Source organism: Aeromonas sp. 603079, assembly GCF_049172135.1.
Classification (GTDB): domain Bacteria; phylum Pseudomonadota; class Gammaproteobacteria; order Enterobacterales; family Aeromonadaceae; genus Aeromonas; species Aeromonas veronii.
This window is the reverse complement of record NZ_JAAKPX010000034.1, coordinates 24269-38159: the sequence shown is the minus strand read 5'-3', so window position 1 is coordinate 38159 and position 13891 is coordinate 24269. Positions and strand designations below refer to the sequence as shown.

Annotated in this window: 15 protein-coding genes and 1 tRNA gene; 6 read left to right on the top strand and 10 right to left on the bottom strand. The window is 59.4% G+C overall.

Going from position 1 to position 13891, the window contains the following annotated elements:
• Position 1: 1 nt before the first annotated feature.
• Positions 2–74, bottom strand: a tRNA-Gly gene (locus G5287_RS20080).
• A 178-nt stretch (positions 75–252) separates the two neighbouring features.
• Complete coding sequence (gene orn / locus G5287_RS20075) at positions 253–798, bottom strand: oligoribonuclease (protein ID WP_167573881.1); 546 nt, start codon at positions 796–798, stop codon at positions 253–255.
• 91 nt (positions 799–889) lie between these two features.
• Here orn and rsgA point away from each other — a divergent pair, with 91 nt between their 5' ends.
• The 5 genes from rsgA to G5287_RS20050 are packed head-to-tail and all read left to right on the top strand — an operon-like array spanning position 890 to position 3733.
• A complete protein-coding gene (rsgA, locus tag G5287_RS20070) occupies positions 890–1924 on the top strand; it encodes a small ribosomal subunit biogenesis GTPase RsgA (RefSeq protein ID WP_421231771.1) in 1035 nt (344 codons plus the stop codon).
• Positions 1925–1952: 28 nt separating this feature from the next.
• A complete protein-coding gene (gene asd, locus G5287_RS20065) occupies positions 1953–2825 on the top strand; it encodes an archaetidylserine decarboxylase (protein ID WP_216977074.1) in 873 nt (290 codons plus the stop codon).
• Positions 2822–3073, top strand: coding sequence for a VF530 family DNA-binding protein (locus tag G5287_RS20060; protein ID WP_104015615.1), 252 nt, complete (start codon positions 2822–2824; stop codon positions 3071–3073). The genes asd and G5287_RS20060 overlap by 4 nt, the downstream gene beginning before the upstream one ends.
• A 4-nt stretch (positions 3074–3077) precedes the next feature.
• Complete coding sequence (locus tag G5287_RS20055; protein WP_033114870.1) at positions 3078–3341, top strand: DUF2960 domain-containing protein; 264 nt, start codon at positions 3078–3080, stop codon at positions 3339–3341.
• 2 nt (positions 3342–3343) lie between these two features.
• Entirely contained in the window at positions 3344–3733 is a 390-nt protein-coding gene (locus G5287_RS20050) for a hypothetical protein (protein WP_421210029.1), read from the top strand.
• Positions 3734–3818: 85 nt separating this feature from the next.
• Here G5287_RS20050 and G5287_RS20045 read toward each other — a convergent pair whose 3' ends face one another.
• The 5 genes from G5287_RS20045 to gpt all read right to left on the bottom strand — a co-directional run bounded on the left by G5287_RS20045 (position 3819) and on the right by gpt (position 8716).
• The gene (locus G5287_RS20045; RefSeq protein ID WP_421231772.1) at positions 3819–5108 is read right to left on the bottom strand and encodes a glutamate-5-semialdehyde dehydrogenase; all 1290 of its coding nucleotides are present in this window, start codon (positions 5106–5108) and stop codon (positions 3819–3821) included.
• Positions 5108–6211, bottom strand: coding sequence for a glutamate 5-kinase (proB, locus tag G5287_RS20040; protein WP_421231770.1), 1104 nt, complete (start codon positions 6209–6211; stop codon positions 5108–5110). The genes G5287_RS20045 and proB overlap by 1 nt, the downstream gene beginning before the upstream one ends.
• Positions 6212–6355: 144 nt before the next feature.
• On the bottom strand, positions 6356–6748 hold the full coding sequence (gene crl / locus G5287_RS20035) for a sigma factor-binding protein Crl (protein ID WP_216952944.1): 393 nt from the start codon (positions 6746–6748) through the stop codon (positions 6356–6358).
• 59 nt (positions 6749–6807) lie between these two features.
• A complete protein-coding gene (frsA, locus tag G5287_RS20030) occupies positions 6808–8076 on the bottom strand; it encodes an esterase FrsA (protein ID WP_227342000.1) in 1269 nt (422 codons plus the stop codon).
• A 172-nt stretch (positions 8077–8248) separates the two neighbouring features.
• On the bottom strand, positions 8249–8716 hold the full coding sequence (gene gpt, locus G5287_RS20025; protein ID WP_005339007.1) for a xanthine phosphoribosyltransferase: 468 nt from the start codon (positions 8714–8716) through the stop codon (positions 8249–8251).
• 948 nt (positions 8717–9664) lie between these two features.
• On the opposite strand from gpt, the gene G5287_RS20020 reads away from it, so the two are divergent.
• Positions 9665–11116 carry an aminoacyl-histidine dipeptidase gene (locus tag G5287_RS20020; RefSeq protein WP_216952942.1) on the top strand — a complete coding sequence of 484 codons (1452 nt, stop codon included), beginning with the start codon at positions 9665–9667 and terminating at the stop codon, positions 11114–11116.
• An 81-nt stretch (positions 11117–11197) separates the two neighbouring features.
• Here the strand turns inward: G5287_RS20020 and djlA are convergent, their stop codons facing one another.
• The 3 genes from djlA to G5287_RS20005 are packed head-to-tail and all read right to left on the bottom strand — an operon-like array spanning position 11198 to position 13726.
• A complete protein-coding gene (gene djlA, locus G5287_RS20015) occupies positions 11198–12031 on the bottom strand; it encodes a co-chaperone DjlA (protein WP_216952941.1) in 834 nt (277 codons plus the stop codon).
• Between the two features lie 19 nt (positions 12032–12050).
• Positions 12051–12719, bottom strand: coding sequence for an N-acetylmuramate alpha-1-phosphate uridylyltransferase MurU (murU, locus tag G5287_RS20010; RefSeq protein WP_216952940.1), 669 nt, complete (start codon positions 12717–12719; stop codon positions 12051–12053).
• Positions 12716–13726: an aminoglycoside phosphotransferase family protein gene (locus tag G5287_RS20005; protein WP_421231769.1), complete on the bottom strand. Its 1011-nt coding sequence runs from the start codon at positions 13724–13726 to the stop codon at positions 12716–12718. Before G5287_RS20005 ends, murU begins: the two co-directional genes overlap by 4 nt.
• Between the last annotated feature and the right edge of the window lie 165 nt (positions 13727–13891).

Below are 13891 nucleotides of genomic sequence, written 5' to 3'. Positions count from 1 at the left end.
GAGCGGGAAACGAGACTCGAACTCGCGACCCCGACCTTGGCAAGGTCGTGCTCTACCAACTGAGCTATTCCCGCAACTACCTTAAAACAGGCCGCACAGCATTTGGTTGCTTGCGCTACTGTACGGGAGCCGAATTATAAGAGCAGTCATTCCAATTGCAAGGGCTTTTTTGTCTGGTTGCGCGCGTTCGCTCAAAAGCTGGCCGAACTGTCGATTTTAGCAGCCAGCGCATGACAAACCTTTGCCGGGGAATCAGATCTTGAAGACGTGGCTGCGATAGAACTGCAGCTCGGCGATGGATTCGCGGATGTCGTCCAGCGCCTGATGGGTGCCGCTCTTCTTGAACTGATCCAGCAACTCCGGCTGCCAGCGGCGTACCAGCTCCTTGATGGTGCTGACGTCGACGTTGCGGTAGTGGAAGAAGGCTTCCAGATCAGCCATGTGCTTGACCATGAAGCGGCGATCCTGACCGATGCTGTTGCCGCACAGCGGGCTGGTGCGCTCCGGCACCCACTGGCGAATGAACGCGAGGGTCTCGGCAACGGCTTTCGCCTCGTCATGCTGGCTCGCCTTGACCCGGGCCACCAGACCGCTCTTGGTATGGGTGTTGACGTTCCACTCGTCCATCTTGGCCAGCTCTTCGTCGCTCTGGTGAATGGCGATGACCGGCCCTTCGGCCAGCACGTTCAGGTCCTTGTCGGTGACTATGGTGGCAATCTCCAGTACCACGTTCTCTTCGGGGTCGAGACCCGTCATCTCCATGTCGATCCATACCAGGTTCTGCGCGCTGACTGTCATGATTACTCTCTCTGTTGGGAGGAATGGCGGAATTTTGCCAATTTGCATGTATCATACTGGCTTTGGATCTGTTCATAAACTGGCGAATCGAGTGGCAAAGAAAGCAAAACTCAATCTGGGTCAACAAAGACGCGTCCAGGCCAACCGCGAGCGTCGGCTGCAAAAAGAGCACACCACAGAGGTGGATGACACCCTGTTTGGCCCGGCCATCGAAGGGGTGGTGATCAGCCGTTTCGGTCAACACGCGGACGTGGAAGCGGTCGATGGCACCATCCACCGCAGCAACCTGCGGCGCAGCAGCATCAGCAGTCTGGTCTGTGGCGACAAGGTGGTGTGGCGTCCCGGCCTCAATGCCGCGACAGCGGGCGTCATCGAGGCGGTGCATCCGCGCCACTCGGTACTGACCCGGCCGGACTTCTACGACGGGGTCAAACCCATCGCAGCCAACATCGACCAGATCATCATCGTCTCGGCGGTGATGCCCGAGTTCTCCACCAACATCGTCGACCGCTACCTGGTGGCCGCCGAGGATGTGGAGATCCGCCCTCTCATCGTGCTGAACAAGGTCGATATGCTCGATGATGCCGCCAGAGCGCGCATCGAAAGCCAGCTCGAAACCTACCGCAAACTCAATTACGAGGTGCTGCTGGTGAGCTGCGAGAGCGGCGAAGGGCTGGATGAGCTTAAAGCTGCTCTGACCGACAAGATCAGCATCTTCGTCGGCCAGTCCGGGGTGGGCAAGTCGTCGCTCACCAACGCCCTGATGCCGGGGCTGGATGTGCTCACCGGCGAGATCTCCGAAAACTCGGGGCTCGGCCAGCACACCACCACCACGGCGCGACTCTACCACTTCCCGAGCGGTGGCGATCTCATCGACTCCCCGGGGATCCGCGAGTTCGCCCTCTGGCATCTGGAAGCCGACCGCATCACCTGGTGCTTCGTCGAGTTTCGCGACTATCTGGGTGGCTGCAAATTCCGCGACTGTACCCATAAGGATGATCCCGGCTGCGCCCTGCGCGCCGCGGTCGACGCGGGCGCCATCAGCGCTGATCGCTTCCACAACTATCACCGCATCCTGGAAACCATGCAGGAAGCCCGTCACGGTCGCCAACAGGCGCGCCTGTGACCCTGTTTAACCTACGTTGATGATGAACATGAGCATTACTGACAACCTGAAAATTGCCGGTCAATACTGTCTGCCCAAGCACGCCCTCTCCCGTCTGATCGGCAAGTTTGCCGCCGCCGAAGCGGGCAACATCACCACCAGGGTGATCGAGGCTTTTATCAAGCAGTACAAGGTCGACATGAGCGAGGCGCTGCACGAGAATCCGGCCCACTACAAGAGCTTCAACGAGTTCTTCACCCGCGAGCTCAAGCCCGGCATCCGCCCCGTGGTAGAAGATGCCATGACTCTGGCGCTGCCGGTCGATGGCACCGTCAGCCAGCTCGGCCCGATCCAGCAGGGTCGCATCATTCAGGCCAAGGGCCACGACTACAGCGCCCGCGAGCTGCTGGGCGGCTATGAGGATCTGGTAGCGCCGTTCAAGGATGGCGACTTCGCCACCATCTATCTGGCGCCCAAGGATTACCACCGCATCCACATGCCGCTGCATGGCGTGCTGGAGAGCATGGTGTTCGTGCCGGGGGATCTCTTCTCCGTCAACCCGCTCACCGCCGAGAACGTGCCGAACCTGTTTGCCCGCAACGAGCGAGTGGTCGCCACCTTCCGCACTCCGCACGGCCCGATGGCGCTGGTGCTGGTCGGTGCCACTATCGTGGCCAGCATCGAGACCATCTGGGCCGGCAACATTGCGCCGACCAAAGAGAAGAAGGTGGTGCGCTGGGACTATACCGGCGACGAGGCCATTACCCTGCAGAAAGGCGCCGAAATGGGCCTGTTCAAGCTGGGCAGCACCGTGGTCTGCCTGTTTGGCCCGGGCATGCTGGCCGGTTTTGAACCCCATCTGGCCAACGGGGTCACCACCCGCATGGGTCAGCCCTTTGCCAAGCTGGCGGAGCAGGCATGAGCGAGCAACCGAACGCCTCGCAGAAGAACAACCCGCTGCACGGGCTGACGCTGGAAGCCATCGTCACCGCGCTGGTCGAATACTACGGCTGGGAAGAGCTGGGGCAGCAGATCAATATCCGCTGCTTCACCCATGAGCCCAGCGTCAAATCCAGCCTGAAGTTCTTGCGCAAGACCCCATGGGCCCGGGAGAAGGTAGAGAGCCTCTACCTCTACGTTCAGCGCAAGCAAGCCAAATCAAAGGAATAACGCCATGGCGTTCAAGATTACCTACACCTACAAGAAGCAGGCCAAAACGATCGGCTATGCCAACGACAAGTTCAACAGCATCTATGATGCGGTTGCCGCTGCCGAAGGGATCGATCTCGCCAGCTTCCACGCCATGGAAGCTCAGCTGGCTCAGGTGTGCCGGCGCGACAAGAAGAGCGTGAAGGATTACCGGGAGAACTACTTCAAAGAGCTGGGGTTCTCCAATATCGTCATCGAACGGGACAACCTCGAAGAGGATCAGAAGTAACCATGCGAACCTTGACTCTGATGGCCGCCTCTCTGCTGCTGGCGGCATGCAGTACACCGGAACAACATCTGGTGGGCAGCGATCGCGACAGCCACGGCTGTATCGGCAGTGCGGGCTATCAGTGGTCGGCGCTCACCAACCAGTGCGTGCGACTGTTCGAGCAGGGCATCCGGCTCAATCCGACCGATGCCGGCCAGACCAGCAGTGCGTTCGTGCTGTTCAACACCGATCAGAGCAAGGCCGAGCTCACCCTGCCCACTGGCGAGCAGCACCAGCTTGCCCGTCAGGGCATGGAAGGCAACTGGTCATGGCAAGGCAGCGGCTACACCCTCTTTATCTGGAAGGGTTATGTGCTCAAATCCGGTGACAAGGTGCTTTATCAGGGGGAGTAACCCGAACGCCTGATATCTTCGCGATATTTGCCAAACAAAATGCCGACCCAAGGGTCGGCATTTTTGTATCTGACACAACCTGTTGTCAGGCGCGGCTGAGGTAATCGGCCTGCCCTACCCACTTGTAGCTGGTGAGCTCGGTCAACCCCATGGGGCCACGGGCATGCAGCATCTGGGTCGAGACCGCCACTTCAGCGCCCAGACCAAACTGGCCACCATCGGTGAAACGGGTGGAGGCGTTGACATAGACAGCCGCCGAACCGGCGCCATTGACAAAACGCTCGGCGTTGGCCAGATCGTTGGTCAGGATGGCATCGGAGTGGCCGGCGTTGTGCTCGCGCATATGGGCCAGCGCCTCGTTCACATCCGCCACCAACTTGACCCCCAGGGTCAGCCCGAGCCACTCGGTATCGAAATCCTCCGGCCCTGCCTCGCACAGGTTGTCGGCACCCACCAGCAGCGCCATGGCGTTGGGCGCGGCCACAAGCGTCACCTTGCGCTCGTTCATCAGCGTCACCAGCTGCGGCAGGAAGGTGGCAGCCACCTTCTCGTGTACCAGCAAGGTATCGAGGGCATTGCAGGCGGAGGGGCGCTGCACCTTGGCGTTGTCGATGACCGCCAGAGAGCGCACCAGATCGGCGCTCTCGTCGACGAAAATATGGCTGATACCGAACCCGCCGATGATGACCGGAATGGAGCTGTTCTCCTTGCACATCTTGTGCAGGCCGGCACCGCCACGGGGGATGATCATGTCCACATAGCGGTCGAGACGCAGCAACTCGCCGACCAGCGCCCGATCCGGGTTGTCGATGTACTGCACCGCCGCCTCGGGCAGACCGGAGGCCGCCAAGGCATGCTGGATCACCCGCACCAGCTCCAGATTGGAGTGGAAGGTCTCGCGCCCGCCACGCAGTATGCTGGCGTTGCCGGTCTTGAGGCAGAGGCTGGCGATGTCGATGGTGACGTTGGGGCGCGCCTCGTAGATGACGCCGATAACCCCAATGGGCACCCGACGACGGGAGAGCCGCAGGCCATTTTCCAGCACCCGACTATCCATTTCGGCACCGACCGGATCGTCCAGCGTGATCACCTTGCGCACATCTGCCACGATACCGGCCAGCCGGGCCGGATTGAGCAGCAGGCGATCCAGCATCGCTTCTGACAAGCCCGCCTCACGGCCAGCCGCAATATCCTTGTCGTTGGCAGCAAGGATCTGCTCACTGCGCGCCTCAAGCTCATCGGCGATGGCGGCCAGCGCCCGATTCTTCTGCGCCGTGCTGATGGTAACCAGCTGATAGGCAGCTTCACGGGCCGCCTGCCCCATTTTCTCCAGACTCATCTCGGTTCCCTTTTGTTCATGCCGTGCCGCCCTGATTAGAGCAGCACCATATCGTCTCGATGGATGGCTACTGAACCATATCCATAGCCCAGTACCTGCTCAATCTGATCCGAGTGGACGCCACGCAGCCTCTCCAGCTCCAGATGGTCGTAACGGCAGATACCGCGCGCCAGCTCGGCACCTTTGGGATCGAGGATCCGCACCACATCGCCTCGAATAAAATCGCCCTTGACGGCGACGATCCCCTTGGGCAGCAGACTGGAGCCTTTATCCTTCATGGCGGCGACAGCCCCCTGATCCACATGCACTTCGCCGTGAGGGGGCGGGCCTGCCAGGATCCAGCTCTTGCGCCCTTCCAGCGGGGACGCCAGCGCCGGGAACAGGGTGCCAATCCGCTCGCCCTTGGCAAGACGGCCGATCACCTCCGGCATCTGGCCGGTCGCGATCACCACGTTGACACCAGCTCGACGGGCCACATCGGCGGCCTGCAGCTTGGTAGCCATGCCGCCGGTGCCGAGGCCGCTGACACTGTCACCCGCCAGCGAGCGCAGGGTATCGTCGATGGTTTGCACCTCTTCAATGAGCTGGGCATCGGGATTGGTACGCGGATCGGCGGTAAACAGCCCCTTCTGGTCGGTCAGCAGGATCAGCAGATCCGCATCCGCCAGAATGGCGGCGCGGGCGGAGAGGTTGTCGTTGTCGCCGACCTTGATCTCGGCGGTCGCCACAGCGTCGTTTTCGTTGATCACCGGAATGATCCTGTGATCAAGCAGGGTGCGCAGGGTGTCGCGGGCGTTGAGGTAGCGCTCCCGATCTTCCAGATCGGCGCGGGTCAGCAGCATCTGGCCGATATGCAAACCATAGAGGTTGAACAGATCCTGCCACACCCGTATGAGCTGGGTCTGGCCGACAGCCGCCAACATCTGCTTGTTGGGCAGGGTTGGCGCCAGTGGCGGGTGCCCCAGATGTTCACGCCCGGCGGCGATAGCCCCCGAGGTGACGACCACGACCCGATGGCCGTGACGGTGCAAGGCCGCACACTGTCTGACCAGCTCGACCATATGGGCACGATTGAGCTGGGAAGACCCCCCTGTGAGCACGCTGGTGCCCAACTTGACGACTATGGTTCTGTTTTCCATGGGAGCATAAAGGCTAAAAAATAAGGAATATCTTTATACCCACGGCCATGGGGCCCTGCAAGGCAATTCCATAAAGGGTGATGAAAGGATGGGGCAAGAGTCTCCCTGCGAGCTCGTCACAACCTCTCGCAGGGCATCAGAGGCTCAGGCAGCCGTTACACTCAACTCGTTGGTCACCTGTTCGGCAGGCACTAGCTGACACTCGAGCGAGGCCAGTTTGTCACTGATCAATTTGTAGAAACGGTTGAGGGTCCGTTCCACCTCGACCTGGTGCTTCTTGGGGATCGGCTTGTCGAGCCACTCGCCATCGGCATTGTACAATCCGAACTGGTAATGGTAGCGGAACAGATGATCCTCCTGCTCCAGCACCAGCCACCAACCCCAGAACTCCCGCTTGTCTGGCGCCGGTTTGGCACTGACACAAACGGAAAGACTGTCGAAACGGTAACGCCCCTCTTCACAGAGATCCTCACGCAAATAGGGGCCAATGGCAGCAAACTGTCTCAGCAGTCGCTTGTAGGTCACTCTTTCAGACATGTTAACCTCCCTGTTAAACAAGCCGCGCCACCTCGGGATGGCGTCAGTCCTTCAGCGCATCAGATACATAGATGCTGTTTCAGCCACTCGACGATTTCGTCCAGCGCCTTGTCATACACCTCAAGCAAGGGCTGCTTGTCGAAGACGATGGCCTTGCCGTTACGACTGGCCGCCGCCAATGCCCGTACATCCTGCTCGGGACAGATGAAATCTCGTTTGTGTCCAATACTCAATATCGGCACAGAGGTGCGAGTCCCCAGTAATCCCTGCGTTTTCAGTGAAAATACCTGACACTTGGTACGCATGGTATCCCAATGAGCCGCATCAGCGCCCAACCGGTTGGCCAGGCTGTCCCGCATCATGCGCGGGCACTTGGCAAACAACTCCTGATTGGTAAACACCTGATTGACCCCGGCCCCGACACAGACCACGGTTTTGAGCTTGAATGGCTCGATAAAGGCCAGACGTGCCGCCACATTGCCTGCCAATCGCATACCGACCATAGCGATACGCTGATGATCGACCCAGGCCACTTCGGAGAGATAGTGCAGCACAGCCTGATGAAGGCGGCTGGTATCCTGTACCAATGGCCAATGCTCGGCATAGCCGATGCCCGGCATGTCGAGGGAGAGCATACCGATGCCGTTGGGCTCGAGTCGCTTGAGATAGAAGTTGAGGAAATCGAGCTGCAGAGAGTCGATCCCCCCGCTGATGATCACCAGAGGCACCGGTTTGTCGGTGGTCGGCAGGTGGAGATAACCCTGAATATGCTTGCCGCGAAAGGGCACCTGGATCTCTTTGAGCGGCACCTTGAACAACCGGCCCGCCTCGCGATAGGCCATATTGCCAAGCAGCTGGGCCTGATCCGCCAGTTCATCATCCTTGAGATGGGGGTAGCTGGCGATGGAATAGTAGCGCACCGCCTTGAGCAGCTGTTTCAAGGCGCCAGCTGCATCCCCCTGCTCACGCAGTTCGCGCCCAAGCTTGAAGTAGTTACCAGCCACCTGGCTCCACTCATAGATCCAGTTGCCAGGCACATAGCCCTTGATGGTATCGAGATAGCAGTCATGGGTGCGTTCACCGGTCGCTATGGCGATGCGGGCCAGAGTCTGCTCAACCTCGACCGGGTCGGCCCCCTGCCAGGCCCAGGAGGGGCGGCGCAGCAGGCGATACCAGCTCTTTGACATGGAGCCGTCGATAAACATCTCGTCTGACTCTGCTTCGGCAATGTCCGCCGGGCTGGAGTTGGAGATCTCGGAAGTTTCCAGCACCTTCTTGACCCGGGTAAACAGCTTTTCGGTCAGATTGAGGTCGTCGTTCAAGTCCAAGATTGTGTCCTATTCATATCAGGCAATAGCTCATCTTAACCACTTTTACTGCCCATCAGCCACCCTGCAACAGATTGATACACAAAAAAACAGGGCTCCATCAAGGAGCCCTGTGAAACCATTCTTGCCGCGTGCGGCCAATTGACGCTCTGAACGTCACATCCCGATCCCGTTACTTTTCGTCGCAGATCGGTGTGGCGAACTCCAGCGCCATATCCCACGGCTGTTCAATCCAGGTATCCTGCGGGATTGCCACTTCGAAATCGTCCAGCAGCGCTTCGCCCATCGGCTTGGCGAAGATCGCGATGAACTTGGCTTTCGGGTAGAGCTCGCGGATCGCCTTGGCGGTAGTGCCGGTGTCTACCAGATCTTCCACCACCAGCCAGCCTTCGCCGTCACCGGCGGTGGTGGCAGCTTTAACGACTACCAACTCGCGCTGGCTGTCGTGGTCATAGCTGGAGATGCAGAGGGTTTCCACATTACGAATGCCAAGTTCACGGGCCATCAGGGCTGCGGGCACCAGACCACCACGGCTGACCGCGATGATACCTTTCCACTGGCTGACAGGCAGCTGGCGACGGGCCAGACGGCGAGCTTCACGTTGCAGGTTGTCCCACGACACATAGAACTTTTTCGGCATGTTATCGATCTCGAATAGTTATTTAAAAACAATCACTTAAAATAACAACATCCGCAATTCTCCCTGCGGATGCCAGTAAATGGCGGCCCTTGCCCGACTGAATTCAGATTGCACTTCGGCTGCCTCAGGGCTAAGCCTCGGCAGCAAATCTGATAACAATGGAAGCAAGATGGGCTTATCCGGCGATCGGTTAGATGATGTGTCCAAACCGCGGACAGGCTGTTGGGCCGATATGATAGCACCGTTTGCAGAGAAAATGCCTGGCAAACGTATGCCAAAAACAGGAAAAATCGGCATCACCCTCTCCATTCGGCCCATCTCGAGCGCCAAACGAATAACCTGCCGTCCCTACTACCGAGCCCAAATGGGACTGTGCGGCAAATCGCAGATAAAAAAATAGCAGGGGGAGGGTTTACCTCACGCACCTGCTGCTTTCTCGCCTCTGCCAGGTTGGGCAGCTCGTCTTAGCGACGAGTGACGAAGGGGTTAGGGTAGCTGAAACCCTGGGTATACAAAGAGGGGGCAAACCAATAGGTTGAGTTGCTGCCTGGCATATTGAAACTCCTGATTGCTTAACAAGTTACGTACCTTTAATGCGGGCTCAAATCCTTGAACGAACACTCGGTTCCATGGAGGCGCACTTGCTTTGCTTCGGTTCCCTGGAGGCTTTCATCGTCATCCTGACGGGTGGCGAACCACGGGAGCTAATTTACCAGTCGGTGCATTAAATTCAATATTTTTGTGAGATCGGTCACACATTTTCTTTTCTATCGGTCAGCGTCGTCCGAACCTGACGATCGTACTGCCTGGTTGCCATCAGCCAGCACAAGCTGCCTGCGATTTGCGCTGATTGCTCACATTTTTGTGTGATTGACTGTATTATCGTTATCCTCTTCCCCGGCCCGCTGATGGGGCCCTGTTAATTCCGTGCTGGTAAGGAGTCCCGACGTGGCACAGCTTAGCTCTCTCTCTCCCAAACTGATTTGGCATTTCTTCGAACAGATCTGCTCCATTCCCCACCCTTCCAAACATGAAGCCAAACTGAGCGCCTGGATCATCCAATGGGCTCAAGGGGAAGGTCTGGCGGTCAAGCAGGACAAGGTCGGCAACATCATCATCAAGAAACCGGCCACCCCGGGGATGGAAAACCGCAAAGCCGTGGTACTGCAGGCCCACATCGACATGGTGCCGCAGGCCAACGCCGACACCAAACACGACTTCGCGACCGATCCCATCGATGCCTATGTAGATGGCGAGTGGGTCACGGCCCGTGGCACCACTCTGGGTGCCGACAACGGCATAGGCATGGCCGGTTGCCTGGCAGTGCTGGCTGACAAGACCATCAAACACGGTCCGCTGGAAGTGCTGCTGACCACCGACGAAGAGACCGGCATGACCGGCGCATTCGGTCTGGAAGCGGGCTGGCTGGAGGGCGAAATTCTGCTCAACACCGACTCCGAAGAGGATGGCGAAGTCTATATGGGCTGCGCTGGCGGTGTGGATGCCAATATCCGCTTCCAGCTCGAGCTGGTTGACGCCAGCGAAGGCGAAGCGTTCGAGCTGGCCGTGAAAGGGCTGCGTGGCGGCCACTCCGGTTGCGATATCCATCGCGGCCGTGGCAACGCTAACAAGCTGCTGGTACGTCTGCTCAAAGCAGCCGAGCCGCTGGGTGTTCGTCTGGCCGAGATCCACGGCGGCACTCTGCGCAACGCCATCCCGCGCGAAGCCCGTGCCACCCTGCTGGTGCCCGCTGCCAGCGTGAACGAGTTCAAGGCGCTGGTTGACCGCTACACCGGGATCTACCAGACCGAACTGGCCGCCACCGAGCCGAACCTGACCGTGCTGGTCAACAACGCCGCCAAACCGGCCAAGCTGATGAGCGTCTCCCTGCAGCAGCGCCTGCTGGATGCCCTGATGGCCTGCCCGAACGGCGTGATGCGCATGAGCGATGCCATGCCCGGCGTGACCGAAACCTCGACCAACCTGGGGGTCATCAAGACTCAGGATGGCGAAGTGTACGTCCAGTGCCTGATCCGCTCCCTGATTGACTCCGGTCGCGAGAGCATCGAGCAGATGACCCGCTCCCTGTTCACCCTGGCGGGTGCCAGCTGCGAATTCACCGGAGCCTATCCTGGTTGGGCGCCAAACGTGGACTCCCCCGTCATGGCGCTGGTACGCAACAGCTACCAGACTCTGTTTGGCACTATGCCCAACGTGATGGTGATCCACGCCGGTCTCGAGTGCGGTCTGTTCAAGAGCGCCTATCCGGAGTGGGACATGGTCTCCTTCGGCCCGACCATCCGCGGGGCCCACTCCCCTGACGAGAAGGTGCATATCCCGGCGGTCGAGCGTTTCTGGCAACTGCTGGTGCACGTGCTGGAAGCGATTCCGGCCAAATAACCCGGCCTACGCCACACGGCAAAACAAAGCCCCGCACTGCTGCGGGGCTTTTTATTGTCTGTTCCAGCCTGACTTTGGAGCTTAACGGATACCGCGCGCCTCGCGGATCCACTCCCAGGCTTGCTGGATCTCCTGGGTCTTTTCCTTGGCCATCTCCATCATCTCCGGCGGCAGCCCTTTGGCGGCCAGCTTGTCCGGGTGATGCTTGCTCATCTCCTTGCGGTAAGCACGCTTGATATCCTGATCGCTGTCGCTCTCGCTTACCCCCAGCAGCTGGTAGGCATTCTTGAGGCGATCCGCAGAAGGCGGCTCCTGCCGATACTGCTGACCACCGGAATGGCCACTCTGATACTGGCCATGGGCCTGATTGAAGAAGTTCATCTGTGCCTCGGCCATCGCCAGAATGCGGGCCAGCTCGATGCGACTGAAACCCAGCTCGTCGGCGATGGTGTGAAGAATGGCGCGCTCGCCCTCCTCTACCCGCCCGTCGGCAAAGGCCGCCTGCAACTGCACTTCGAGGAAGAAGCGCAGAATGTCGCGCTGCCCCAGACTGGCACGGCGGAACTCGGCCAGGGTCTCGCGCAGCGGGAAGTCAGCCTCCTTACCGAGACGAAACGACTCCTGCGCCCGGGCACGCTGTTCGCCCGCCAGCCGCATACGATCCATCAGGTTGGAGGCAACCCGGATCTCCTGTTCGGTCACCTGACCGCTTGACTTGGCGATGTGACCCATCACCGAGAAGGTGGCGTGGAAGAAGACGGCTTGCTGCGCCTGACTCGGGCCGCGACGAAACGCCCCCTGCAGCCCCATGCCACGGTCGAAACGGTGGCCTATCCACAGGCCAATCAGGGCGCCGATAATATTGCCGAGCAGAAAACCGAAGAAGGCGCCCAGCACCTTACCCCAAATACGCATGGTTCAAGACCTCTTGAAGTTAATGAGTGCGGGCCTGGAGCTGGTCATCCAGCTCGCGCAGTCGATCGACCGTGCCGATATCGCGCCACTCGCCAGCGAGCAGGCTGCCGCCCACCCGCCCTTGCGCCATCCAGTCACGGAGCAGGGGCGCCAGCTTGCGGGCACCGCCCGCGAGACCGGCAAAGGCCGCCGGATCATATAGTCCGACCCCACTGAAGGTAAACGCTGGCGTATCCATAACTCGCCCTTCTTGCAAGGCAAAGTCCCCGGCGGGGTGCTGGGGCGGATTGGGCACCAGCCAGAGGTGGGCCAGATCATCGCCAAGGGGCTGGCTGACCAGAGTGTGATAATCGAGATCGAGCCAGGTATCGCCGTTGATCACCAAAAAAGGTTCAGAGCCCAGTAGCGGCAGCGCCTGCACAATGCCGCCCGCGGTCTCCAGCGCGCTCTCCTCGGCTGACCAGTGGATGGTCACGCCAAGCGCACTGCCATCACCAAGGCTCTCGACCAGCTTGTGGCCGAGCCAGGCGTGGTTAATGACCAGCTCGGTCACGCCAGCTGACTTCAACTTTTCGATATGGTGGACGATAAGCGGCTTGCCCCCCACCGCCAGCAGCGGCTTGGGCAGCAGGTCAGTCAGCGGGCGCATCCGCTCGCCACGGCCAGCGGCCAGGATCATCGCCTTCATGGTTTTACCCCTGCATTGGCGACCCCCGGCAACACCACCTGCTCCAACCACTGACCAAAACGGGCCAGTACCGGATAGGCACCACCATGAGTGCGACAGACATCCACCACGTAGCCGAGGGTACGGGGAATATCCTTGAGATAGCCGGACTTGCCGTCGCGATGATAGAGCCGGGTAAAGATTCCGGCCGCTTTGAGGTGGCGCTGCATGCCGGTCAGATCGGCATCGCGACGGAAACTGGCATAATCGAGCTCGCCAAGCAGACCCGCCTGTTGCAGGGTGGCAAAGCCGTGGCGCATCCCTTCATCGATCACCTCGTCCGGCCAGCGCACGTAGCAATCTTTCAGCAAGGAGACCAGATCATAAGTGAGCGGCCCGATGACCATGTCCTGAAAATCGATGATGGCCAGCCGGCTGCTCTCGGGGGTATCACCGCCACATACCATCAGGTTGCGACTGTGGAAATCCCGATGCATCACCCCCTGCGGCTGGGCCAGATTGCAGGCGGTGAGGCAAGCGAAGGTCTCGTCCAGCAGTTGCTGCTCTTCATGGCTCAGGCTCAGTTGCAGATGATGGCCGAGCAGCCACTCGGGGAAAATGCTGTTCTCCCGCGCCATAAATGCCGCATCGAAGGGTTCAAGCACCAGTTCAACCGCCCCCAGGCGGGGCAGCAAATCAATCGCCTTGCCATACCAGGCCAGTACGTTGTGTTCGTTCAGGCAGCTGATCAGCTGAGTATCGCCCAGGTCACTCACCGCCAGCAGACCCTGTTCGTAGTCCACCGCCTTGACCTCTGGCGCCAACAGCTGACGCGCCTGCAAGGCGGCCGCGTTACGAACAAACTCATGATTTTTTTCGGTTTTCGGATTGGCATCCACCCAAACCAGACCACCACCGCGATAGTAGCGACGGAAGCTGGCATCACCGGAAATGAGGGTCAACTGAAGATTGGCATCACCGGAAATACGGCGTGCCCACTGCAATAGCAGGGAATCGCGATCGTGCATAAGTAGAGGACCAAGGTGGAAAGCAGCACTTGGCTGTTAGCCCTGGCCGCAATAATGCTTTATCATTGCCGGCTAACATAAAGCAATGACATGCAATGTCAACTCGATGAAACCTGTCGTAAAATGCATGCCTTGGATCAACCGTATCTATCACGGATTGCACGA

What these genes read in the sequence shown, in the direction of transcription:
- gpt (WP_005339007.1), bottom strand. Translation starts at nt 8,716, where the DNA reads ATGCCGAAAAAGTTCTATGTGTCGTGGGACAACCTGCAACGTGAAGCT.
- orn (WP_167573881.1), bottom strand. Translation starts at nt 798, where the DNA reads ATGACAGTCAGCGCGCAGAACCTGGTATGGATCGACATGGAGATGACG.
- djlA (WP_216952941.1), bottom strand. Translation starts at nt 12,031, where the DNA reads ATGCGTATTTGGGGTAAGGTGCTGGGCGCCTTCTTCGGTTTTCTGCTC.
- crl (WP_216952944.1), bottom strand. Translation starts at nt 6,748, where the DNA reads ATGTCTGAAAGAGTGACCTACAAGCGACTGCTGAGACAGTTTGCTGCC.
- G5287_RS20055 (WP_033114870.1), top strand. Translation starts at nt 3,078, where the DNA reads ATGGCGTTCAAGATTACCTACACCTACAAGAAGCAGGCCAAAACGATC.
- proB (WP_421231770.1), bottom strand. Translation starts at nt 6,211, where the DNA reads ATGGAAAACAGAACCATAGTCGTCAAGTTGGGCACCAGCGTGCTCACA.
- asd (WP_216977074.1), top strand. Translation starts at nt 1,953, where the DNA reads ATGAGCATTACTGACAACCTGAAAATTGCCGGTCAATACTGTCTGCCC.
- murU (WP_216952940.1), bottom strand. Translation starts at nt 12,719, where the DNA reads ATGAAGGCGATGATCCTGGCCGCTGGCCGTGGCGAGCGGATGCGCCCG.
- G5287_RS20060 (WP_104015615.1), top strand. Translation starts at nt 2,822, where the DNA reads ATGAGCGAGCAACCGAACGCCTCGCAGAAGAACAACCCGCTGCACGGG.
- G5287_RS20005 (WP_421231769.1), bottom strand. Translation starts at nt 13,726, where the DNA reads ATGCACGATCGCGATTCCCTGCTATTGCAGTGGGCACGCCGTATTTCC.
- G5287_RS20050 (WP_421210029.1), top strand. Translation starts at nt 3,344, where the DNA reads ATGCGAACCTTGACTCTGATGGCCGCCTCTCTGCTGCTGGCGGCATGC.